The organism is Phreatobacter stygius, from assembly GCF_005144885.1.
Lineage (GTDB): Bacteria > Pseudomonadota > Alphaproteobacteria > Rhizobiales > Phreatobacteraceae > Phreatobacter > Phreatobacter stygius.
Map to the genome: position 1 here is coordinate 4,582,946 of NZ_CP039690.1, position 22,288 is coordinate 4,605,233.

Annotated in this window: 20 protein-coding genes; 3 read left to right on the plus strand and 17 right to left on the minus strand. The window is 67.1% G+C overall.

What is annotated here, in order from left to right; all coding sequences use genetic code 11:
• Nucleotides 1-2 precede the first annotated feature (2 nt).
• The 8 genes from E8M01_RS21540 to E8M01_RS21575 all read right to left on the minus strand — a co-directional run bounded on the left by E8M01_RS21540 (nt 3) and on the right by E8M01_RS21575 (nt 8,735).
• The gene (locus E8M01_RS21540) at nt 3-701 is read right to left on the minus strand and encodes an ABC transporter ATP-binding protein (protein WP_136962025.1); all 699 of its coding nucleotides are present in this window, start codon (nt 699-701) and stop codon (nt 3-5) included.
• Complete coding sequence (locus E8M01_RS21545) at nt 701-1,459, minus strand: ABC transporter ATP-binding protein (protein ID WP_136962026.1); 759 nt, start codon at nt 1,457-1,459, stop codon at nt 701-703. The genes E8M01_RS21540 and E8M01_RS21545 overlap by 1 nt, the downstream gene beginning before the upstream one ends.
• On the minus strand, nt 1,456-2,439 hold the full coding sequence (locus tag E8M01_RS21550) for a branched-chain amino acid ABC transporter permease (RefSeq protein ID WP_136962027.1): 984 nt from the start codon (nt 2,437-2,439) through the stop codon (nt 1,456-1,458). The genes E8M01_RS21545 and E8M01_RS21550 overlap by 4 nt, the downstream gene beginning before the upstream one ends.
• Nucleotides 2,436-3,359 carry a branched-chain amino acid ABC transporter permease gene (locus E8M01_RS21555; protein WP_136962028.1) on the minus strand — a complete coding sequence of 308 codons (924 nt, stop codon included), beginning with the start codon at nt 3,357-3,359 and terminating at the stop codon, nt 2,436-2,438. The genes E8M01_RS21550 and E8M01_RS21555 overlap by 4 nt, the downstream gene beginning before the upstream one ends.
• Before the next feature lie 20 nt (nt 3,360-3,379).
• Nucleotides 3,380-4,564 (minus strand): ABC transporter substrate-binding protein, encoded by a 1,185-nt coding sequence (locus E8M01_RS21560; protein ID WP_215908782.1) that lies wholly within the window; start codon nt 4,562-4,564, stop codon nt 3,380-3,382.
• A gap of 61 nt (nt 4,565-4,625) precedes the next feature.
• Nucleotides 4,626-5,603: a dihydrodipicolinate synthase family protein gene (locus tag E8M01_RS21565; protein ID WP_136962029.1), complete on the minus strand. Its 978-nt coding sequence runs from the start codon at nt 5,601-5,603 to the stop codon at nt 4,626-4,628.
• Entirely contained in the window at nt 5,600-7,870 is a 2,271-nt protein-coding gene (locus E8M01_RS21570) for a xanthine dehydrogenase family protein molybdopterin-binding subunit (RefSeq protein WP_246088381.1), read from the minus strand. Before E8M01_RS21570 ends, E8M01_RS21565 begins: the two co-directional genes overlap by 4 nt.
• A 298-nt stretch (nt 7,871-8,168) precedes the next feature.
• Entirely contained in the window at nt 8,169-8,735 is a 567-nt protein-coding gene (locus E8M01_RS21575; protein ID WP_136962030.1) for a 3-hydroxyanthranilate 3,4-dioxygenase, read from the minus strand.
• Between the two features lie 261 nt (nt 8,736-8,996).
• Here E8M01_RS21575 and E8M01_RS21580 point away from each other — a divergent pair, with 261 nt between their 5' ends.
• On the plus strand, nt 8,997-9,914 hold the full coding sequence (locus E8M01_RS21580; RefSeq protein ID WP_136962031.1) for a LysR family transcriptional regulator: 918 nt from the start codon (nt 8,997-8,999) through the stop codon (nt 9,912-9,914).
• A gap of 5 nt (nt 9,915-9,919) precedes the next feature.
• Here the strand turns inward: E8M01_RS21580 and E8M01_RS21585 are convergent, their stop codons facing one another.
• Nucleotides 9,920-11,395 carry a 4-hydroxyphenylacetate 3-hydroxylase family protein gene (locus E8M01_RS21585; RefSeq protein WP_136962032.1) on the minus strand — a complete coding sequence of 492 codons (1,476 nt, stop codon included), beginning with the start codon at nt 11,393-11,395 and terminating at the stop codon, nt 9,920-9,922.
• A 135-nt stretch (nt 11,396-11,530) separates the two neighbouring features.
• On the opposite strand from E8M01_RS21585, the gene E8M01_RS21590 reads away from it, so the two are divergent.
• Nucleotides 11,531-12,661, plus strand: coding sequence for an AraC family transcriptional regulator (locus E8M01_RS21590; protein WP_170182009.1), 1,131 nt, complete (start codon nt 11,531-11,533; stop codon nt 12,659-12,661).
• A gap of 48 nt (nt 12,662-12,709) precedes the next feature.
• On the opposite strand, the gene E8M01_RS21595 is transcribed toward E8M01_RS21590, so the two are convergent.
• From E8M01_RS21595 to E8M01_RS21620, 6 genes are all read right to left on the minus strand, one after another.
• Entirely contained in the window at nt 12,710-13,654 is a 945-nt protein-coding gene (locus tag E8M01_RS21595) for an NAD(P)/FAD-dependent oxidoreductase (RefSeq protein WP_136962034.1), read from the minus strand.
• Entirely contained in the window at nt 13,638-14,252 is a 615-nt protein-coding gene (locus E8M01_RS21600) for a flavin reductase family protein (protein ID WP_136962035.1), read from the minus strand. The genes E8M01_RS21595 and E8M01_RS21600 overlap by 17 nt, the downstream gene beginning before the upstream one ends.
• 21 nt (nt 14,253-14,273) lie before the next feature.
• On the minus strand, nt 14,274-14,891 hold the full coding sequence (locus E8M01_RS21605) for a carboxymuconolactone decarboxylase family protein (RefSeq protein WP_170182010.1): 618 nt from the start codon (nt 14,889-14,891) through the stop codon (nt 14,274-14,276).
• Between the two features lie 92 nt (nt 14,892-14,983).
• Entirely contained in the window at nt 14,984-15,934 is a 951-nt protein-coding gene (locus tag E8M01_RS21610; RefSeq protein WP_136962037.1) for a LysR substrate-binding domain-containing protein, read from the minus strand.
• Nucleotides 15,935-16,331: 397 nt separating this feature from the next.
• On the minus strand, nt 16,332-17,117 hold the full coding sequence (locus E8M01_RS21615) for an enoyl-CoA hydratase-related protein (protein WP_136962038.1): 786 nt from the start codon (nt 17,115-17,117) through the stop codon (nt 16,332-16,334).
• 47 nt (nt 17,118-17,164) lie between these two features.
• Nucleotides 17,165-17,941, minus strand: a complete 777-nt coding sequence (locus tag E8M01_RS21620; protein WP_136962039.1) for an enoyl-CoA hydratase — start codon at nt 17,939-17,941, stop codon at nt 17,165-17,167.
• 269 nt (nt 17,942-18,210) lie between these two features.
• On the opposite strand from E8M01_RS21620, the gene E8M01_RS21625 reads away from it, so the two are divergent.
• Entirely contained in the window at nt 18,211-18,993 is a 783-nt protein-coding gene (locus E8M01_RS21625; protein ID WP_136962040.1) for an SDR family NAD(P)-dependent oxidoreductase, read from the plus strand.
• Nucleotides 18,994-19,090: 97 nt separating this feature from the next.
• Here the strand turns inward: E8M01_RS21625 and E8M01_RS21630 are convergent, their stop codons facing one another.
• Together E8M01_RS21630 and E8M01_RS21635 are read right to left on the minus strand one after the other, a co-directional pair.
• On the minus strand, nt 19,091-20,320 hold the full coding sequence (locus tag E8M01_RS21630; RefSeq protein ID WP_170182011.1) for an ABC transporter substrate-binding protein: 1,230 nt from the start codon (nt 20,318-20,320) through the stop codon (nt 19,091-19,093).
• A gap of 114 nt (nt 20,321-20,434) precedes the next feature.
• The gene (locus tag E8M01_RS21635; RefSeq protein WP_136962042.1) at nt 20,435-22,135 is read right to left on the minus strand and encodes an AMP-binding protein; all 1,701 of its coding nucleotides are present in this window, start codon (nt 22,133-22,135) and stop codon (nt 20,435-20,437) included.
• Between the last annotated feature and the right edge of the window lie 153 nt (nt 22,136-22,288).

The window sequence follows — 22,288 nt, forward strand, 5'->3', positions numbered from 1 at the left end:
GCTCAAAGGCCGACATAACGGGCAAAGACATGCGGATCTGCCGCGAGCGCGGTTTCGTTGCCGCGCCAGACCGTGACGCCCTTTTCGATGAAGGTATGCGCGGTCGCCAGGCGCCGCAGTGCCGCGACGTTCTTGTCGATCAGCAGGATCGACAGGCGCTCGGCCTTCAGTGCTTCGAGACAGGTCCAGATCTCCGTACGGACGGTCGGAGCAAGGCCCTCCGTCGCTTCATCGAGGACCAGCAGCTTGGGATTGGTCATCAGCGCCCGGCCGATCGCCAGCATTTGCTGCTCGCCTCCCGACAAGGTGCGGGCATATTGGCGCTGACGCTCGGCGAGGCGCGGAAACAAGGCATAAACGCGCGACAGCGACCAGGCGCCCTGGCCGGAACGATTGGCCGCCGTGGCGACCAGGTTCTCGTGGACGGTCAGCGTCGGAAAGACGTGGCGGCCTTCCGGCACATAACCGATGCCACGGCGTGCGATGACCTCGGGCCGGAGGCCGGTCACCTTCGCGCCATCGAAGACGACCTCGCCGCCGAGCACGTGATTGAGCCCGATGAGAGCACGAATGGTCGTGGTCTTGCCCATGCCGTTGCGCCCCATGAGCGTGACGATGTCGCCTTTGCCGACCTGCAGGTCGACGCCAAAAAGCACCTGGCTGCAGCCGTAGCCGCTCTTCAGGCCAACTACTTCCAGCATCAGGGGGCCTCCGTGCCGAGATAGGCGGCGAGCACCTGCGGATCGCTGCGCACCTGGGTGGCGGTTCCGCTCGCCACGACACGTCCGGCGACCAGAACGCAGATCCGATCGGCCAGGCGGAACACCGCCTCCATGTCGTGCTCCACCAGCAGAATGGTGTGGGTTCTCTTGAGGCCTTCGATGACCTCGGTCATCTCGACCGTCTCCGACGGTCCGAGGCCTGCCATGGGCTCGTCCAGCAGGAGCAGGTGCGATCCGCGCGCCAGCGCGATAGCAAGTTCCAGCGTGCGCTGCTCGCCATGCGACAGGTCGGCGGCCCTGGCCCCGGCGCGCCCGGCAAGACGAACCCGGTCGAGCACCGCCATCGCAGGGGCGACGAGGCGCGGGTCGCGGCGCGCCTGGCGCCAGAACCGGAACGAATGCGCCTGCGAGGCCTGGACGGCGAGCGCGACATTGTCGAGCACGCAGTCGTCGGCGAGCAATTGCGGGATCTGGTAGAGGCGTCCGATGCCGCGCCGGACCCGTTCCGGCGTCGGCAGTGCGTCGATGATCTCGCCATTGAAGCGGATCGAGCCGGCATCCTGCCGGATCTCGCCGAACAACTGGCTGATCGCCGTCGTCTTGCCGGCGCCGTTCGGCCCGATCAGCGCCAGGCACTCGCCAGGCGCCACTTCAAAGCTCAATCCGTCGGTCGCGGCGAGCCCGCCGAAACGCTTGCGCAGACCATCGACGACGAGCAGCGGGGATGGCGGCTTCATGACGTCGCCTTGCCGCGCGGCAGCCAGCCGCCAAGGCCGCGCCGGGACGCCAGCACGATGCCGAGGATGACCGCCCCAAGCAGTGGCTGCCAATGCTCGGTCCAGCCTGAGAATAGGGTCTCGAGCCCGATGAAGGCCGCCGCGCCAACCAGCGGGCCGGCGAGAGCGCCGGTGCCGCCCAGGATCACCATGATCAGGAGCTCGCCGGATTTCGTCCAGTGCAGCATGTCGGGGCTGACGAACCGCGTCAGGTTCGCCGACAGGGCGCCTGCGAGGCCCGCGCCCATGCCGGCGATGATGAAGGCGGTGAGTTTGTAGCGATAGGTCGCGATGCCGATCGCCGCCAGGCGCCGTTCGTTCTGCCGCACGCCTTCGAGCACGCGGCCGAACCGCGATCCGACGACGCGGGCAGTGAGGAACAGATGTGCGGAAAAGCAGGCAAGGCAGAGAAAATAGATCGCGTCGTCATCGCGCATATCGTGTCCGCCGAGCGTATTGCGTCGGCGCACCAGCAGGCCGTCCTCGCCGCCATAAGCCTTCAGCGACACCATCACGAAGAACAGCATCTGCGCGAAGGCGAGCGTGATCATGATGAACTGGACACCGCGAGTGCGCAGCGCCAGCGCGCCGATCGCCGCCGCGGTCAGTCCGCCGAACAGGATGGCGGCCGGGATCGTCAGCAAGAGGTCGCCGGCGCCGGGCAGGAGGCCGAACAGGCGTTCTCCCGAAGCCGTCTGCTCATAGAGGATCGCGACGACATAACCGCCGACACCGAAAAAGGCGGCGTGGCCGAACGACACCAGCCCGCCCTGGCCGACCAGCAGGTTGAGGCTGGCGGCGGCAATGGCTGCGACCAGAATGCGCGCGCCGAGCGGCACCAGGGCCGGGTCGCCGACCGCGGCCGCGAGCCATGGCAAGCCAAGCGCGATCGCGCCGGCGATCGCCACCGCTGCCCACCGAACAAGCCCACCCGTGCTCATTGTGTCTGCCCCTGTGCCGGCAGCAGGCCCTCGGGCCGGACCAGCAGCACCATTGCCATCAACAGGTAGACCGCGATCGACGACAGCCCGCCGGCCAGCGCGTCGGCTTCGGAGGCAGGCAGGACCTGTTTGAGCAGGCCCGGCGCGAAAGCCCTGGTCAGCGTGTCGACCAGGCCGACGAGCATGGCGCCGAGGAAAGCGCCACGGATCGAGCCGGTGCCACCGATGACCACGACGACAAAAGTGCCGATCAGGATCTGTTCGCCCATGCCGACCTGGACGGCGACCAGCGGCCCGGCGATGACGCCGGCAAGTCCGGCGAGCAGGGCGCCGAGCCCGAACACCAGAGTATAGACCAGCCGGATGTCGACCCCGAGCGCCCGCACCGTTTCGCGATGGGTCGCGCCGGCACGGATCAGCATGCCGAGCCGCGTCTGGTGCACGATCAGATAGAGCAGCACCGCCACCAGCAGCCCGACCCCGATGACCACCAGGCGGTAGACCGGGTAGTCGAGCCCCGGCCAGAGCGTCACGGCGCCGGACAAGGCCTGCGGCGCCGCGACGAACAGCGGCTGTCGTCCGACGATCATGGTCGCCAGGCCGTCGACCAGCAGGATCAGGCCGAAAGTCGCCCCGACCTGGTCCAGGTGCGGCCGCGCATAGAGCTGGCGCAGCACGCCGAGTTCGATCGCCATGCCGCCGAGCCCCGCCGCGCCGAGCCCGGCCAGCAGGCCGAGGCCGAAGGAACCGGTCCGCATGGCGATGACGGCGCTCGCCATCGCCCCGATCATGTAGAGCGAGCCGTGCGCGAGATTGATGATCCCCATGATGCCGAACACCAGGGTCAGCCCGGCGGCGAGCAGGAACAGCATCACGCCGAGCTGCAATCCATTCAACGTCTGTTCAAAGAAGAGGATCATCACGCGACCGGGCGATCTTGCTAGAGCCGGCAGGTGGCGGCGTAGCTGTCGCCATAGCCTGTCGCGATCTTCTGTCGGGTGACCAGTACCGGCTTTCCGTCGGCACCCTTCTCGACCTTGATCACCCACCAGTCCTGCACCGGATGCTGGTTCGGGCCGAACGAGAACGCGCCGCGGATGGCGGGGAAGTCAGCTTTGAGCATGGCGGCCCGAAAGGCGTCGGCTTGCGAAAGATCGCCATCCACCGCCCGCAACGCCGCGCCGATCGCCAGTGCGGTCTCGAACGACTGGCTGGCGAAGACGGTCGCCAGGCGATTGTATTTCGCCTGGAACGCCGCGACGAAGGCACGATTGGCTTCGCCGGGAAAGTCGGCGTTCCAGTGCGTCGTCGCGGTGATGCCGAGTGCCGCGTCGCCGACGGCGGCCAGGATCGTGCTGTCGAGCGAGGATTCCGGCACCACCATCGGCACCGTCTGGGCGAGGCCTGCCTGGGCATATTGCCGGATGAACGCAATGCCGAGGCCGCCGGGATGGAACTGGAACACCATGTCCGGTCGAGCGGCGCGGATCTGGGCAAGCTCCGAGGCAAAATCGGTCTGGTCGAGCCGGGTATAGATTTCGGCGGCGATCTCGCCTTTGAAGGTGCGCCGGAAGCCGGTCAGGGCATCCTTGCCCGCCTGGTAGTTGGGAGCGAGGATCGCGGCGCGTTTGTAACCGAGCTCGTTGGCGGCGAGGCCCGCCGTTTCATGAAGCGTGTCGTTCTGCCAGGCGATGGCGAAGAAATTCTTGTGGCAGTTTCGCCCCGCGAAGGTCGAGGGCGCCGCGTTCGGGCTGACATAGAAGCCGCCGGCATCGAGCACATCAGGCACCACGGCCGCCAGGATGTTCGAGAAGACGATGCCGGAAAACAGCTTGACGCCGTTGCGTTTCAGCATGCGTTCGACCACCGTCTTGGCCTGGGCCGGCTTCAGGCCGTCATCCTCGACGATCACCTCGACCGGCACGCCGCCGAGCCGGCCCTGGCCTTGCTCGACCGCCAGCCGGAAGGCATCGCGGATATCCTCGCCGATATAGCCGCCGGGTCCCGACAGCGTGGTGATGAAGCCGATCTTGACCGGGGTGGCCTGAGCCACGACGGTGTCGGGCCACATGGCAAGCCCCATCGCGGTTGCCGATCCACTCAGGAATTCGCGCCGGGAAGTCATTGTCCCACTCCTTGGTTCGTGTTTCGAAAGCTCGATGCGTCGCCATGTGGTGCCGGGCTTGTCATGCAGAGCTTGGCGCGCCGGCGGCGCGGGCAAGGCCGCAGGCTTCGAAAGCCGCGCGCGTCGCCTGCCTCTCGGCCTCGGTCAGCGCCAACAGCGGCGGACGGACCGGCCCGCCGCGCTGTCCGAGCAATTCCTGCCAGTACTTCGCGTGGGCCTGCGGCTTCTCCGCCGGCCGGCTCTTGCGGAATTCCCGGCGGATCGGATCGAGGCTGTCGCGGATGGCGCGTGCCGTCTCGACCTCGCCCGCCAGCGCCAGGTCGGTATAGGCGCGCATGCGGCGGTCGCCGGCCGTCTGGATCAGGTAAGGTGTGTTGGAACAGAGATAGACCTGCCAGCCGAGCTCGACGATGTTGTCGAACCACTCGGCCTCCGAGGCCGTGGAGACGATGATCCGGTCGCCCGCCAGCTCGGTCAGCCGCTGGTACATCGGCCGCGGCACCGAATATTTGATCGCGACGACATTGGGCAGATCGGCGAGCCGGGCGCAGAGCTCCGGGCTCATCAGATAGCCAGAATCGGGATGGCTCCAGAGCGCCATGCCGATATTCACCTGCTCGCTGATATGCCGGTAATAGGCGTAGAGCGTTTCCTCCTGGGCGTTCAGGAAATGCAGCACCGGGGCGTGGACGACGATGTAGCCGGCGCCGATCGCTTCGGCGTGGCGGGCGAGCTCAAGCACCACGTCGAGGTTCTGGTCGGAACAGGACATGATCGTGCCGGCCTTGCCGCGTGCCTCGTCCACGGCGATGTCGAAGCTCAGCTTTCGCTCTGCGATCGACATGGCGAAAAACTCGCCCTGCTTGCCGCTGATGAACAGGCCATCGATGCCGAGGTCATCGATCCAGTGGCGGATATTGGCTCTCAGCGCCGGCTCGTCGAGGGCGAGATCGGGCGTGAAGGGGTTGAGCGCTGCCGCCCAGATTCCCTTCATATGCGCGCGGGCATAGGCCTTGGCATCGACCTTTGCGTAGTTCATCCGTGTGCTCCATTGGCGGTCGCATCCGCGATCGCACGCCACAGGCGCGCGGCGGTAAGTGGCATGTCGAGATGGCGGACGCCGAGCGGCGCGAGGGCGTCGAGCGTGGCATTGACGACCGCGGCGGGCGCGCCGATGCAGCCCGCCTCGCCGACGCCCTTGGCGCCGAGCCTGTTCATCGCCGAAGGGATGGGGCGGGATTCCAGTATGACCGCCGGCATGTCGGAGGCGCGCAGCACGCCGTAATCCATGAGCGAGCCGGTCAGGAGCTGGCCGTGGCCGTCATAGACGATGCGCTCGAGCAGCGCCTCGCCCAGACCCTGCGCCAGGCCGCCGACGAGCTGGCCCTCGACCAGCATCGGGTTGACCACGACGCCGGGATCATCGATCCAGACCAGCTTGTCGATACTGAGGACACAGGTGTCGCGGTCGACGGTCACGGCGGCGAGGACAGCGCCGCTCGCCCAAGCCTCCTGGGCCTCATAGCGCAGGTCGACCGCGCAGCGGAGCCCGCCGGCGGCTTCGTCCGCCTTCGTGGCTTCGGCGATGTCGCGCCAGGTCACGACCTGTCGGCCCTGTCCGCAGACGTCGAACCCGCGGGCATGGGGTTTCACCACGATCGTTTCGGTCTGCAGCAGCCGGGCGGCGACGGCCTGCGCCTTGGCCTGAAAGGCGGCTGCCGCCTGAAGCAGCGCGCTGCCGCCGATGGCGGTCGAGCGGCTCGCCAGCGCCCCGATGCCGGTTGAAATCGTTGCGGTATCGCCGTGCCGGATCTGAACGGTCTCCGGTGCGACGCCCAGGACCGAGGCGACGATCTGCGCGGCGGCGGTCTCCCGGCCTTGCCCCTGGGCGGTGGAGCCGGTCGCGGCAATGATCCGGCCTAGGTCGTCGAGCCCGACGCGGGCGCTTTCCCATCCGGTTCCGCAGGGTTCGACATAGACGGCGAGGCCGATGCCGCGCAGTCCGCCGCGGCGGCGGTGGCGCGCCCGCTCGGCCTTCAGCCCTGGATAGTCGCCGCGCTCGCAGGCCCGGGCCAGAAGCCCGGCGAAATCGGCGGTATCCAGCGTCTCGCCGGTCGGGGTCCGCCCCGGCAGGCGGCGGCGCGCGATCAGGTTCTTCCGGCGCAGCAGCGCCGGATCACGGCCGATGGTCGATGCGGCGGTCTCGACCAGCCGCTCCATCAGCATGGTCGCTTCGGGCCGCCCGGCGCCCCGGTAGATGTTGATCGCCGCCGTCGACGTGACGAAACCCGCCATCCGGATATCGACCGCAGCGATCTTGTAAGGACCGGGCAGGATGCGGCCCGCATTGCGTGCCGGAACGACGGCCGAGAAGGGCATCCAGTAACCGAGTGGGAAACGGCCCGACGCCCGCAAGGCGAGGAATCGCCCGTCTTCGGCGATGGCGAGTTCGCCGTGCATCACGCCGCCGCGCCCTTGCGTCGCCGCCTGGAAATCCTCGCTGCGCGTTGCGCACCATTTGACCGGGCGACCGAGCCGGAGCGCGGCGAATGCAACGACGGCGTCCTCCGGATAGAGTGAGGCCTTGCCGCCGAAGGCGCCGCCGACATCCGGCGCGACCACCCGGATCGCGTCTTCGGCGAGCGACAGGATACGGGCGAGCTCGGCGCGCGCGCGGTGCGGTGTCTGGGTCGACAGCCAGACGGTCAGCAGGCCGGAAGCCGCGTCGAACTCCGCCAGCGCGACGCGCGGCTCGAGCGCCATGGGCGCAAGGCGTGCATGTTCGATGGTTGCCGTCACGACATGGCGGGCCGTCGCGAAAGCCGCGTCGACATCGCCTTGACGCCAGCGCTCGGTGAACGCCTCCGGACGTTCGCCAGGCGCGTCGGTTTCGATCTCGATGATAACGGCTTGAGCGGCATCGCAAGCCGCGCTCCGGGTTTCGGCGATCACGGCGGCGATCGGCTGGCCGACCGCGTCGACCCGTCCCAGCGCCAGCAAGCCTGGAGCCGGCGGGTCGATCCCGGTGATCAGTCCATTGATATCGAGACCGGGCAGGTCGGCGAGGTCGACGCCGGCAAGGATGCAGGCGACGTCCGGATTGTCCCGGGCCGCGGCGATGTCGACCGTGACGATGCGCCCGGCGGCGAAGGGCGAGCGGACGAATTCGAGATGCAGGCACCGAGGCGGCAAGAGATCGTCGACGAAGGTCCCTCGGCCCGTGACGAGGCGCTCGTCCTCGACACGGCGGCGCCCATCGCCAAGGGGCGATCCGGCATTGCCGAGCGGGACGGGCGGAGACATCATGTCGATCTCGAAAGCGGCGCTGTGGCGCTGCGGTTCGAGAACGGTAGAAGCCGATTATTTATATGGGAACTTGAGTTCTGAGTATTGATTTATATGAAATCAATATGAATTAAGCGGGTCGCGAGATCCAAGCTTTCGGAAGGGCCGCGATCGCAACCGTTTCGGGCAGGGCGCGGTCCGCGTCGGCGCTTCGCCGGCCATCGGTCGAACCGGATTGATGATCAAGAGGGTTTCGGGAAGCGGCCGACGGCGCCCGCCCGCGCGGGCGCCTCGTTCGTCACAAACCGCCTGGCGGGGCTTATTTCGCTGGCGGGCGGCCGGGGTTCACATGGCCGCAGCTCGAGCAGACCTGATTGTCCGGCTTCGAATAATAGGCATCGAAAACCGGCGGCATGTCGCGTTCGATGACCTCGATCTGCACGGTCTTTTCGAACAGGACATGGTTGCAGCTCTGGCAATACCAGCGGTGGGTGTCGAGCTGCCCGGCCTTGCGGATACGCTCGACGATCAGCCCGACGGTGTTTTCCGAACGCATCGGGGAATGCGGCACGTCGGCCGGCAGCGTATAGATCGAGCCTTCGCCGATCACCACGTCATGGGGCTTGCCCTCGTGCTGGATGCGCAGCGTCATGTTGCCCTTCAGCTGGAAGAAGAATTCTTCCGTCGGATTGACGTGATAATCCGTGCGTCGGTTGGGGCCGCCCACCACGGTGATCATGAAATCGTCGAGCTTGAAGATCGTATGGGCCGCGGTCGGCGGGCGCAGGCGGTCGGCGTTCTCGTCGATCCACTTCATCAGGTTGAAGGCGGCCGGCTTCTGGCCGGCTTCGGTGGCGGTCTGTTCCAGGGCTTGGGTCTTTGACATCGTCCGCTCTCCCAGGCGTGAGATGGGTTTCGTTGGCGCCGATCAGGCCACGTGCTCGATGGCGATGAGATCACTCTCATTGTCGTTCGGATCCGCGTGGGGGGGCGTTCGTCGCCGTGAGGCGATGCGGCATTGCCGCAAGGGGCGGGCGCTGCATCAGGACCTCGGAGCCGGCGCGGGGCGCTGCGGATCCAAGCACGGTAGGAGCCATCAATATATATGGGAACTTGAGTTTTCCATATTGATTTATATGATATCGGCATGAATGCATCCCTCCGGCAACTCGAAGCCTTCAGGGCGGTGGCAAAGCTCGGCAGCTTCACCCGCGCTGCCGCCCATGTCGGCGTCTCGCAACCGATCCTGTCGAACCAGATTCGCGATCTCGAAGCCGTCCTCGGGGTTCGGCTGTTCGACCGGACGACCCGCCGCGTGATGCTGACGCAAGCCGGCGAGCAGTTTTTCGACAGCACGGTGCGCATCCTGGGTGACCTCGATAGCGCGGTGCGCGCGATGCAGGCTGTCGCTGCGCGCCAGAGCGGGCTGATCGCGGTGGCGGCACCGCCGCTTCTTGCCTCGGTCATGCTGCCGATCGCGATCGCCGCGTTTCGGCGGGATTATCCCGGCATCTCGGTCGAGCTGATCGATGTCAGGACCGACCAGATGCTCCAGCGCCTGCGCGCCGGAGAGGCCGACATGGCGGTTGGCACTTTCGCGGCGGGCGAAAGCGACATTTCGCGCACGCTGCTGGTGCGCGACCAGCTCATGGTGTTCTGCGGCGACGGCTCGCCGCTGGCCGCACGGGACGAGGTCGAGTGGGCCGCCCTGGCGGGGGAGCCGCTGGCGACGCTGAAGCCGGGCAGCGGCATCCGGGCGCTGGTCGAGGACGGCCATCGTTCGGCCGGCATCGCCTTCACGCCGGCCTTCGAGGTGGAGCAGGTCACGACGGCGCTTGCCCTGACCGAGGCCGGGCTCTGCGCGACGGTTCTGCCGGCCTATGCCTGGGCTGGCCTGCGCGGCCGCGGGGTCTGCGCCCGCTACCTCATCACCCCGCAGATCACCCGCGAGATCGTGGCGAGCACCTTGCACGGGCGCGCGCCGTCGCCGGCCATGGAGGCCTTCCTGCCCTTTGTCAGGCAAGCGGCTCTCTCGTCGATGCCGTCGACACCGGTCAGCCGCTGAGACGGTCACGCAGCTGAGGGACAGGCGGGCAGCACGTCGCCTTGCGCCTGCATGCGCGCGGTGATCTCGTCGACCAGGCCATGAAACTTGTCCCACGGGGCTTCGCGATAGTTGTGGTTGCGGACGACGAAGGATGCGCCGGGGAAGAACTTCTCGTACTGGAGATGGCGCCCAGCGAATTCCGAGCCGATGATATCCCAGGCGAGTTTGAAGAGCTTCATCCGCGACATGGCATCCATCTGCGGGGTGCGCCAGAACGTCGTGAAGCGATCGGCCAGCCAGGCGTCGTCGAGGACCGAGCCGTCGGCCGGCATTTGCAGGACACCGCCCCCGCACAGTTCGCGAACGCAGTCAACGATCGACGAATAGTTTTCCACGCCCCAGTTGAGGGCGGCGTACATGATGCGGCGATTATAGGTGACGTAACCCGGTGCCGGCCATTCCTCGCAGGCCTGGATCTGGCCGGCCACCAGCCCTTCGAGCAAGGCCTCGAGAGACGCAAGACGGCCGAGCGTCTCGCGCACCGCCGGCACCTGGTCGGCACCGGTCGACTGAGCGATCCGGCTCGCCAGCCCGATAAGCAACTGCAGCTTCACCAGATAGCGGACGTTGGAATGGTGGTTGCCATAGGCATGAGCGGCGGTGTCGATATAGAGGCCGCGCGACAGAACCGGGTCGTTGTGGACGAAGACCCGCTCCCACGGCACCTTCACCTCGTCGAACATGACCATCGCGTCGGTTTCGTCGAACCGGTGCGACAGTGGGGCCTCGAACTCGCTCGCCGCCTCGCGCTCGAACGATCTGCGCGACCATAAGGAAACGCCGGGGTGGTTGCAGGGCACGGCGAAGGTGATCGATTCCGCTTTCGCCTCCGGCGCGAGCGGCAGGATGTTGCCGATCCAGACCTCGTCGGCAAGGATCGCGCCGGTCGCCAGCATCTTCATGCCGCTGACCACGACGCCATGCCCGTCCTCGCTGATCACCCGCAGCGACGGGTTGGGAAAGTTGTGCTTCTGGTAGAAGGCCGGATCGCGCGCCGCCTGCGGCGAGACGATCGCATGGGCCGCGTAGATGTCGTTGCGACGCATGAAGTCGTAATAGCCGGCGACATTGCCGCTGAAACGTCCGAAAATCTCTGGTCTCAGGTTCATGCCGGTAACGAAGCTGGCGATATAGTCCGGCGACCGTCCGAGCATGCCGTAGCTCGGTTCCGCCAGGCGACGATGCGCCGCGGAGCGCCGGGCGAGGTCCGCGCGGTCGCGGGCCTTGAGGTAATAGATCGAGTTGAGCTCGCCATTCTCTTCAAACGCCATGACGTCGCGCAGGGCCGGATCGGCCTTGAGATCATAGAACGCGGCAATCGACCGGGCGGCGTTGCGGAACGCGGGGTGGGTCGTGACATCGTCGATGCGTTCGCCGCCGATATAGACGGTCCGGCCGTCGCGCAGGCCTTCCAGGTAATCGCGTCCTGTCTTCAGCATGACCGGCCTCCCAAGCGTCCCATGGTCTGATGTGCGAGGATGAGGTCGGCCGGCTGGCGCTGCTATCCTCAGGACGCGGCGACTGGCCATTTCGCGCAGTCCTGTCAGCACAGTCCTATCAGCACAGTCTTGTCAGTGTTGGGCAAAGGCCTATGCTTGGTCTTGGGTGGCTGCTTGCGGATATCCGGTAAGGGGCCACCGGCCGTCTCCCAAGACAGGCCCGGCCATCGAGGCGGAGGGCGGACCATCGAATACGCCCCTACAGTTCTGGCTGACCTCGGCGCCGGGCTGCCGGCTGTGCGCACGCGCGATCTTGCCCAAGCCCGCGCCTATCTCGGCGGCCTGTTCACCGGCCATGACCTGATCGCGGCCGAACCCGCAGACATGCATTTCGAGCACCGGCACGGCGCGCTCGGTGATGTCTCGCTCAACCTCGTCGGCTACGGCACTGACGTGGAGGTGGCAACCTCCGGCCTGCCGGATTTCTACCTCTGCCAGGCGACCCTGGCGGGCGACGTGCGGGTCCAGGCGCGCGCGTTCGACGTCCGCTTGCCGCCCGGGGCGGTTTTTGTGATGAATCCGGGGGTGCCCTTCCGCAAATCCTGGACCCGTGACAGCCGTCAGCTGATCTTGAAGCTGCCCCGCCGCTCGGTCGAAGAGCAGCTTGCCCGCGATACGGAAGACGACAGGCTTCGGCCGGTCACGTTCGCCCCGGTCATCGCGGATGCCGCCGGCGAGGCGCGCGCGCTGCTGCGTTATGTTGCGGCCGTTTGCGCCGACCTGTCGGATCCCGGCGGTCTCGTCGGCGACGAAAAGGTCGCCCGGGCGATGGAAAGGACCGTCCTGTCCGGTATCCTGGCGACGCTTCGCCACGACCGTCACGACGACCGGTCCCGGGCGGTCCAGGCTCCGGCACCGCGATATGTCCGGCGCGCCGAAGACTTTCTCCGTGTCCACTACGCCGAGCCGATCGGTCTCGACGATGTCGCCGCGGCCTGTGGGGTCAGCACCCGCACGCTGCAGGAGGGGTTGCGCCAGTATCGGGACACGACGCCGTCCGGGCTGTTGCGCGAGGTCCGCCTCGATGCGGCGCGGGCACTGCTGAAAGCCGGCGCAGCATCGGTGACGGAAGTGGCGTTCGAGGTCGGGTTTTCCCATCTCAGCCGCTTCGCCCGGGCCTATGCGGCGCGGTTCGGCGAGAGCCCGTCGCGGACTTTGCGGCGCGGGCCGGTGGCGGTGGGCTGCCCCATCGGGCGCTCGAGCTGATCTGGCGACCGTGTGTCGTCCAAGCGATCCAGGAGTGGGCAGGCGTCCTCAGGCCGCTGGCACAGGCTCGGTGCCGTGCTCGCCAAGCCATCGGTCGGCGTCGAGTGCCGCCATGCAGCCGGTGCCGGCCGAGGTCACGGCCTGACGGTAGCGGCGATCGGCGGCGTCGCCGGCGGCGAAGACCCCGGGCCGCGAGGTTGCCGTGCCGCCCGGTTCGATCAGGACATAGCCGTCCCGGTCGAGGTCGATCCAGCCGCGCGCAAAAGCGGTCGCCGGATCGTGGCCGATGGCCACGAAGGCGCCTGCCGCCGGCAGGTCCTCGTGACCGCCGGCAGGCCCGGCGAGTCTGACCGCGGTCAGGTCCTCGTCGCCGAGAAAGGCCGAGACCACGGTGTTCCAGCGCAGCGCGATATTCGGCTTGGCGGCGAGCCTGTCCTGCAGCAGCCGGTCCGCGCGCAACTTGTCGCGCCGATGCACCAGGGTCACGGTCGTGCAGAGCGCCGACAGATAGAGCGCCTCCTCGACAGCCGTGTTGCCGCCGCCGATCACCACGACATCGTGTCCCCTGAAGAAATAGCCGTCGCAGACCGCGCAGCCCGAGACGCCGCGATTGCGCAAGGCCGCTTCGCCCGGCGCATCGAGCCAGCGCGCCTGCGCGCCGGTCGCGATGATCACCGCGCGGGCATCGATCGGCGTGCCGCCAGCAAGGTCGAGCCGATGGACGTCCTTGCTCGATCGGCAGGTTACGACCGTGTCGTCGATCCCGTTGACGCCGAGCGCCTCGACCTGTCCGGCCATGCGCGCCATCAGCTCCGGCCCGCCGATCAGCAGGTTTCCCGGCCAGTTCTCGACATCCGATGTCGTGGTCAATTGCCCACCGGGCTGTCCGCCCTGAACCAGCGCCACCGATCGGCCTGCGCGGCGGGCGTAGAGTGCTGCCGTGTATCCGGCCGGTCCGGCGCCGATCACCGCGATGTCAAAACTGGAAGCCATAGCGCGGGTCCACGAACGTGTCGGCCAGAGCGGCGAACCGCCCGTCGGCATAGAGCAGCGGCCGGGCGTCGGCCGCGACGTGGATCGCCGTGATGTCGGCAATCACCAGGCCGTGCGACACCGCGCAGATGATCTCGGCGATGTCGCACTCGAAGGCCACCACCGCGTCATCGAGCACGGGCAGGCGGCCAAGCTCGACCTCACGCCAGCGGCCGAGCATGAAGCGGTCGTCGACAGTCCGGTCGAAGCCGGCGAAGCACTCGGCCAGCGCATGATGGTGCTCGGCCAGCACGTTGACCGCCAGGCGCCGGGCCCGGTGCATCATCTGGAAGGTCTGGCCGCGCTTGTTGACGCAGGCAAGCAGGCGCGGCGGCTCGGCCGACAGGGAACAGACCGCGGTGGCGGTGAGGCCGCTTCGCTGCCCGCCGTCGGCGGTGGTGAGGACCATCACGGCGCCCGGCAGCGCGCGCATGCCGGCGCGGAATTCGGCCAGGCCGACCGCGGATTCCGGTCGCGCGGGATGGAGGCTGTGGCTGAAGGCCGGATCGTCCGCCACCGGGCGGCCGGGGGCGTCCTGCGTGGCCATGGTTCGGGTCACGGCACGATCTCCTGACGTCGATCAGGCCGCGGGCTCGACGGCGACGTGGTGGCTCGGGTCCCATGGCGTCTTGTCGCTGAGGCCAAAGGTCGCCGCCCAATCGAGCGTGTGCTGGTCGAGCTCGGTGTGCAGCGTGTCGTTGAAGCGGTTGAGCCAGCCGAACAGTGAGATCACCGCGACGATCTCGACGATCTGCGCGGTGGAGTAGTGCTGTTTCAGGCGCCCGAAGATCTCATCGGTCGCCGCGTTGGGCACGATCGAGGCGGCCCGGGCGAGATCGAACGCCGCCTTCTCGCCCTGGTCGAAGAGGTCGCTCTCCTCATAGTCCCAGATCGCGTTGAGCCGGTCTTCGCCGATGCCCCAGCGCGCCGCGCTCTGAATATTGTGGGCCTGGCAGAACTGGCAGCCGGCGGTCGACGAGGAAATATAGGCAACCAGGAAGCGGAAGCCTCGGTCCAGCGTGCCCTCGTCGCGGATCACCGCCTTCGACAGGTCCATGAAGGCTTTCAGGATCGGCGGCCGGTGCGCCAGGATCATATAGCTGTTCGGGATATAGCCGTTCGAGCGTTCGATCGTCTGGAAGCGTTCCTGGAATTCGTCTGAAAGCGTGTTGCGGTCGGCATGACCGAGGCGTGCCATGGCGTCGTCTCCTTGCATCGGACCGGACGACCATAGCCCTGTCGCGATATGCCGGGATCATGCGAAGACGAGCCTCTTACTTACCAAAATTGTCATATCAGAGCGAGATCGCCGGCCACTTCGCGGACGATGTCGGCGAAGACCCGCGTGGCCGGGCTCGGCAGGCGGCCGGCGCGCAGCGACAGGCCGACCTCCGCCGGCTGCAGGCCGAGCTCGGCGGGCACGATGGCGATCAGTCCATGCCCCCGGTAATATTCGGCGATGTCGCGCGGCAGGAAGGCCAAGAGGTCGGTTGCCGCGATCAGCCGCTGATTGGCCAGCACCGTCACCGATTCCAGCATGGGCTGGGGCGGCGCCAGGCCGCATGCGCGGAACGCCGCGTCGATGTCGGCGCGCAGCAGCGTGCTGCGTGGCGGCAGGATCCAGTCGGCGGCCCTGATCTCGGCGGCCGAGACCTGTTGCCGCCGCGCCAAGGGATGGCCGGGGCGGGCCACCACGCAGGTCGGTTCGTGGTAGAGCAGCTCGGTCGCCACGCCCTCGTCACCGGCAAGACGCGGCAGCCGGCCCAGCAGAATGTCCAGTTCGCCCGCCCGCAACATGGGCACCAGCACGTCGAACGTGCCCTCGATGATCTGCACCGAGACCTTCGGAAACCGCTCGCGCAGGATCTTGATGCTGCGCGGCAGCAAGGTCGCGGACGCCGCCAGCAGCGTGCCGACCGCCACCCGCCCTTCGACGCCGCCGGCGAGCGCCAGGAGTTCCTCATGCATGTGGCGCAGCTCGGCGAGAATGAGCCGGGCCCGGCGCAGCAGGGCCTCGCCATAGAGCGTCGGCGTCACGCCGCGGCGCGTCCGGTCGAACAGCACGACGCCGAGAATGGCTTCGACCTCCTTCAGCATCCGGGTCGCCGCGGGTTGGCTCAGGTTGGTCGCCTCGGCGGCGGCCGCGATGCTCCGGCGTTCATCGACGGCCACCACGAATTCAAGCTGGTGCAGTTTGAGACGCGCCTCGCGCAGGCGGCGGACAGCAGGTTCTTTTGTCATGGTCGCAAAGTTCCGCGCTGCGTTCCGCCAACCTTGTTCTGGCAACACGCCTATGTGGCGCCGAAGGAGAAAGAGCTCCGGCAGATCGTCGCGTCGAACCCGACGCGGTCTGTGGTGTCGGCCCGCCCCACCTCGGCCTCAGGACACTGATCGCTGGGGCGGCAAGAAACAAGCCCGAGGGCCCTGCAGGTCGCGGGGTGCGAACAGACGACGCGCCGCCTGCCTAATGTGCCGGCGGATGGCTTCGCCGCGCGGCGGAGCCTGTGATGCCCCGCCGGACGCGGCGGCGATCGGTGAGGCCTCTGGCGGTGTCGTCATGGCGGCGAACTCGCCGGCCTCCGCTCCGATCGCACTGTTGCGACCGGTCGACCGGCGCAGGGCATGATGGGCCGAAAGCTCAGGTCCCGGTGAAACGGGCAGGGCGCTTGTCGCGGAAAGCCGCGACCCCTTCCTTGAAATCGGCGGTGCGGCCGGCTTCGGCCTGCATGTTGCGTTCGGCCTGAAGCGAGGTTTCGAAATCGGCGCTGGTCGCAAGCCAGGCCGATTTCCGGATCAGCCCGAGCGCCACCGTCGGGCCCTCGGCCATGTCGCGGGCGAGCGCGAGCGCCGTGTCCTCCACCATGTCGTCCCTGACCACCCGGTTGATCAGGCCCCAGGCGAGCGCCTTGTCAGCCGGGATCTTTTCGCCGAGCAGCATCATCTCCATGGCCCGGACCCGGCCGACCGCCTTGACCAGGAGATAGGTCGAGCCGCCGTCGGGGACGAGGCCGATGCGCCGGAAGGCCTGCAGGAAATAAGCACTCTCGCCGGCGACGATCAGGTCGGCGGCAAGTGCCAGCGAACAGCCGACACCGGCGGCGGCGCCGCGCACAGCGGCGATCCAGGGAATGTTGAGATCGCGCAGCGCGACCATCAGCGGATTGATATGGCTCTCGAGGATGGCGCCGGCATCGCGTTCGGAGCCGGCCTGCTCGCCGACCATGCCGCCGGTCAGGTTGGCTCCGGAACTGAAGGCGCGCGCCGAGCCGGCGAGGACCAGCACCCGGGCGGATCTTGCGGCCTCGGCGACCGCCGCTCGCATGGCCTCGACCATCTCGACGGAGAGCGCGTTCATCGAGGCGGGGTCATTCAATCGCAGGATCGCGACCGAACCGGACAGTGATACGTCGATCTTGCTGGACATGTCGGGGTCTCCGGCCTGCGGTCCGGGTAGGGCCCGGATCCGCTTGTCTACTGGCTGCGGCCGCGCGCCTGCACATTGGCGCGCCTGGCTTCGAGTTCACTCGCCGATACCGCGCCGTTGTGGTGGCGCGAGCGCTCCTGTTCGAGCGCCATGGCCTCGCCATAGGGCAGGGCGAAGCCGTCATCGATCAATCGCTTGTAGTCGCTGAGGAACGCCGCCGGCACCTGCGCCATCTCGCCGGCAAGCTTCAGCGCCGCCGGCATGAGGTCGCCGGGCTCGACCACGCGATTGACCAGTCCCCAGTCGCAGGCCGTCCGGGCATCGATGAAATTGCCGGTAAAGGAGATTTCCTTGGCGCGGTAGACGCCGACGAGGCGCGGCAGTTTCTGCGAAAGGCCCCAGCCGGGGATCACGCCGACGCGGCCATGGGTATCGGCGAAGCGTGCGCTGGTCGAGGCGATCAGTACGTCGCAGGCGAGCGCGAGCTCGAACCCGCCGGTGATCGCGACACCGTTGATGGCGGCAATGACCGGTTTCGGGCAGGTCTCGATCGCCCTGACCGGGTTCTCCTCGACGGAGGCGCTATCGACCGCGCCGAGGGTCGAGGCGTCGGTGCCGAGCTCCTTCAGGTCGAGGCCGGCCGAGAAGGCGCGCTCGCCGGCACCGGTGACAATGATCGCGCGCACCGTGTCGTCGCGGCCTAGCGCGCTGACATTGCGCGCGATCGCCTGCATCAGGCTACCCGACAGGGCATTCATCGCCTGCGGCCGGTTGAGCGTGAGAACCGCCGTCGAGCCACGTCGTTCGATGTCGAGTTCACTCATCGGCGGCCTCCTTCAAAGGATCGGTCCGGGCCGGTCATGCTCGGCCGGAGTCCATCATGGGCGCGTTTCGCGACCTCGTATCCGATCAGCGCAGATTATTGCAGGCGACGCATCTCCGCACTTCGACCGAGGCGAAGCGCGGTGGACAGGCGATTCGAGCAATGGTCTAATTTTTCGGTTCTGCGGTCATGCCACGACCTCCGGCGACCTGCCGCAACGATCCGGAATGCCCGACCATCCCTCGATGTCACCGAGCCTGCGGAGCTGCGATGGCCCATCTGTTCGATCTGTCCAACCGTGTGGCTGTCGTCACCGGCGGCAACGGCGGCATCGGCCTGGGCATGGCCGAGGCCCTGGCGGGTGCTGGCTGCGCCCTGTCCGTCTGGGGCCGGAATGCCGCGAAGAACGCGGCCGCCGTCGACCGGCTCACCCGGCTGGGAGCCAGGGCCGAGGCTCAGGTCTGCGACGTCACCAGCGGTGATTCCGTGGAAGCGGCCTTCGCCGCGACGCTTGCCCGGTTCGGTCGCGTCGACGGCCTGTTCGCCAATGCCGGCGTGACCGGGGCGAACCCGGGTCCGTTTATCGACCGCAAGGCGGACGATTGGAAAGGGGTGATGGCGGCCAATCTGGACGGCGTGGTGAAGACATTTCAGGTCGCGGCACGGCACATGATCGAACGGGCCAGGGCGGGCGACCCGTTCGGCCGCCTGATCGCGACGTCGAGCGTCGCCTCGATCGAGGGCGCTGCCTATAACGAGCATTACGGCGCCGCCAAGGGAGCGGTGAATTCGCTTGTCCGCGCCCTTGCCGTGGAACTGGCGCGCCACGGCATCACCGTCAATACGATCCTTCCCGGCTGGATCGAAACCGACATGACCGCTAGTGCTCTCCAGAACGAAAAATTCCTCAGCAATGTCACGCCGCGCATTCCGATGCGGCGGTTCGGTCAGCCGGCCGATTTCGGCGGCATTGCGCTCTATCTGATGAGCACCGCCTCGGCCTATCACACCGGCCAGGCCCTGGTGATCGACGGCGGTTACAGCATCTACTGACGCCGCAATGCCGGGACTTGGCCGCGCATGGCGGATCGGTGGCGGAACGGGGCCGACGCTCTCGCGCCGGCCCCTTCGTCTGTCGCCGACGCGCGGCTCAGCGCCGCATGAGCGGGCATTCGCTCTGCTGCTCCGGAGTGAAGGCCTGCTCGCCCGGCACGCGGCTGATCAGGGTCAGGAGGTCGTCGGGATTGCGCATCTGGCCTGGCGCCTTGGCCTCGGCATAAAAGACGTCGCGCATCAGCCGGCCATCGGCGCGGATGCGCGCGCCGCGCGTGAAGAAATCCTCCACCGGGGTCGCCCGCATTTTGGCCAGCACGGCGGCGGTGTCGCGGGTGCCGGCGGCCTGGACCGATTTCAGATAGTGCAGCACCGCGCTGTAGACATTGGCCTGCGGATCGGTCGGCAGGCGTCCGGTCGCTTGCTTGAAGCGGTCGGCCCAACGCTGGGTCGCTTCGTTTTCGCCCCAATAGAAGCTGAGCACCAGCGGCATGCCGGCCGCCACCTGGCTGCCGACGGCCGTGATGTCGACCGTGGTCATCGAGAACGGCACGAAGCGCTGGCCTGCGGCCCGGATGCCGAATTCGTCGGCCTGTTTCATCGCGTTGATCATGTCGGCGCCACCGCCGACGAAGCCGATATTCTTTGCGCCCGAGCTCTGCGCGCGCAGCAGGAAGGAGGAGAAGTCGGGCGAGCCGATCGGGAAACGCACGGCGCCGAGCACGGTGCCGCCGGCTGCCTTGATCATGCGGCTGGCATCAGCCTCGATGCTGTGGCCGGCGGTATAGTCGACGGTGATGAAGAACCACGAGGTCGGAGCCGATCCGGCTGAGCCGCGCACCGTCAGGTTGGAGACGACATAGCCGTCATTGGCCCATTGCATGCCATTGGCGGAACATTGCTTGCCACCGATCAGCGCGCTGCTGGCCATCGACACGACAAGCAGCTTGTTCTTGTCTTCGGCGATCCGCTGCACCGCCAGCGATACGCCCGAACTGTAGATGTCGAAGATCGCGTCGACGCCCTGCACGTCGAACCATTCACGCGCGATGGTCGAGCCGAGATCGGGCTTGTGCTGATGGTCGGCAACGACGATTTCGACCGGACGGCCGAGCACGGAGCCGCCGATATCCGCGATCGCCAGCCTGGCGGCCGCGACCGATCCCGGGCCGGTGATGCTGGAATAGACCCCCGATTGATCGTTCAGGATGCCGATCTTGATGGGGGCCGCCGTCTGGGCGGCACCGATATCAGTCTGGGCCAGCAGGGCGACGACCGCCGCCGCGGCCATCGTCACGCCCTTCCACAGCGTCCTGGACGCTTTCATTCCTGGTGTCCGCATTGTCTTCACGTCAGGCATGTCGATTTCCTCCGCAGCGGTCTTGCGCTGTCGTTGTGTTGTTGAGTGTCGGGCATCGGGCCGCCGGCGCCAGCCGGCGACCTAGAGAAGGTCCTTCAATTGTTCTTTCTTGACCTTGCCGGTTTCGGTCATCGGCAATTGGGCGACGAACCGGATTTCCGGCAGCTTGTAGCTGGACAGCGTTTTGGCGCACCAGGCCCGGAAAGCCGCCTCGCCGTCAGCGGTGCGGTGTTGTTCGGCGAGCCAGACGAAGGCCACCGGCACCTCGCCCTTCGCCTCGTCCGGGCGGCCGATGACGCCGCTGCCGAGCAATCCCGGGAACTGGCCGAGGATCGCCTCGATCTCGCCCGGGAAGACGCTCATGCCGCTGACCTTCAGCATCTCCTTGCGGCGGCCGAGGAAGTGCAGGATGCCGTCGGTGTCGTAAACGCCGATGTCGCCGGTGTGGAACCAGCCGTCGCGGAAGGCCATCTCGTTCTCTTCCGGGCGGTTCCAGTAGCCCTTGAGGATGGAGGGCGTGCGGATGCAGATCTCGCCTTCCTCGCCGAGGGCTTTGAGTGCACCGGTCGCGAAGTCGCAGATCTTGAAGTCGGTACCCGGCACCGGGAAGCCGACGAAGACCGGCTGAGATTTCAGATCGAAATCATCCTCGTCGAGACCGTAGTTCATCGTGTCGCAGGTATGGGTCTCGGTCATGCCCCAGGCGACTTCGCGGATGGTCGTGCCGGTCAGATCTCGCCAGCGGCGGCGCAGGTCCGGGTTCAGCTTCTTGACGAACGAAATGCCGCCGGTGCGCTCGAGGCTCTTGAGATCATAGGCGCCGCGGTCCGGATGCTCCAGGATCTCGACGGCGCCGTCGACCAGGAAGCTCGCATGGGTGACCTTGTAGCGGTCGATCGCCGCCATGCTGGCAACCGGGTCCCAGCGCGCCAGCAGCACGACCGTGCTGCCGGCAAAGATCGGGAAGATCAGGCCGAAGACCTCGCCGGCGACCCAGAACACCGGCAGCATGCACAGATAGGAGCTGCGCGGTTCGATGCCGAGCGAGAAGGGTACGGTCGCAGCCGCCGTATAGAGCATGTCGCCCTGGGTATGGATGCAGCCCTTGGGCATGCCGGTCGTGCCGCCGGTATAGTTGAGGGCCGCGATGTCATCGAGGCTGATGTCGGTTGGGGCCGTGAAGGCCGCCGTCATCGTGTCAAGCGCCGGCAGAAGATCGATCGCGCCGGCGATCTCGCGCCTGGCCAGAAGCAGTGCCGGCGGCGCCGGGATTTCCGGCTTGGCCGGCGCCATCTCGCCGAGCGAGGTGGTGATCACATGTTCGAGGCTCGTCTCCGCGCGGACCTCCTCGACGATGTCGTGGAGCTGGTCGAGCGCCAGGATCAGGCGCGCGCCGGTATCGATCAGTTCGTAGCGAAGCTCGGTCGCCTTGAACATCGGATTGACCGGGACATGAATCGCACCGAGCTTCAGGATCCCATAGAAGGCGATGAAGAACTGCGGGCAGTTCGGCAGATAGACCGCGACACGGTCGCCCTTGCCGATGCCCTTCTCCACGAGCAAGGCCGCGAAGCGATCACTCAGCCGATCGAGCTCGGCATAGCTGAGCCTGGCGCCATAAAAATTGACGGCGGTCTTGTCCGGCTGATGCACGGCCCAGCGCCTGAGATAGTCGGTCAGCAGCACCTTGCCGAAAGGATATTGCGGCTCATCGGGCCATCCCTTCGGCCAGCGCCTCGCGCGCAGCGCGGCGAGCCGGGCCAGATATTCGGTTTCCTCCACCGGATCCCCCTTCGGGTGTTCTTGTTCTCTTCGGAGGCTGACGGCAGGCAACGAAAAAATCAATAGACTTATTAATTGCGCTGAACCGCCGGCCGGTGATCAACCTCCGGTGGCAAATGGTCACCGCTCCGGCCGGTTCGCGGCGGTTCAGGT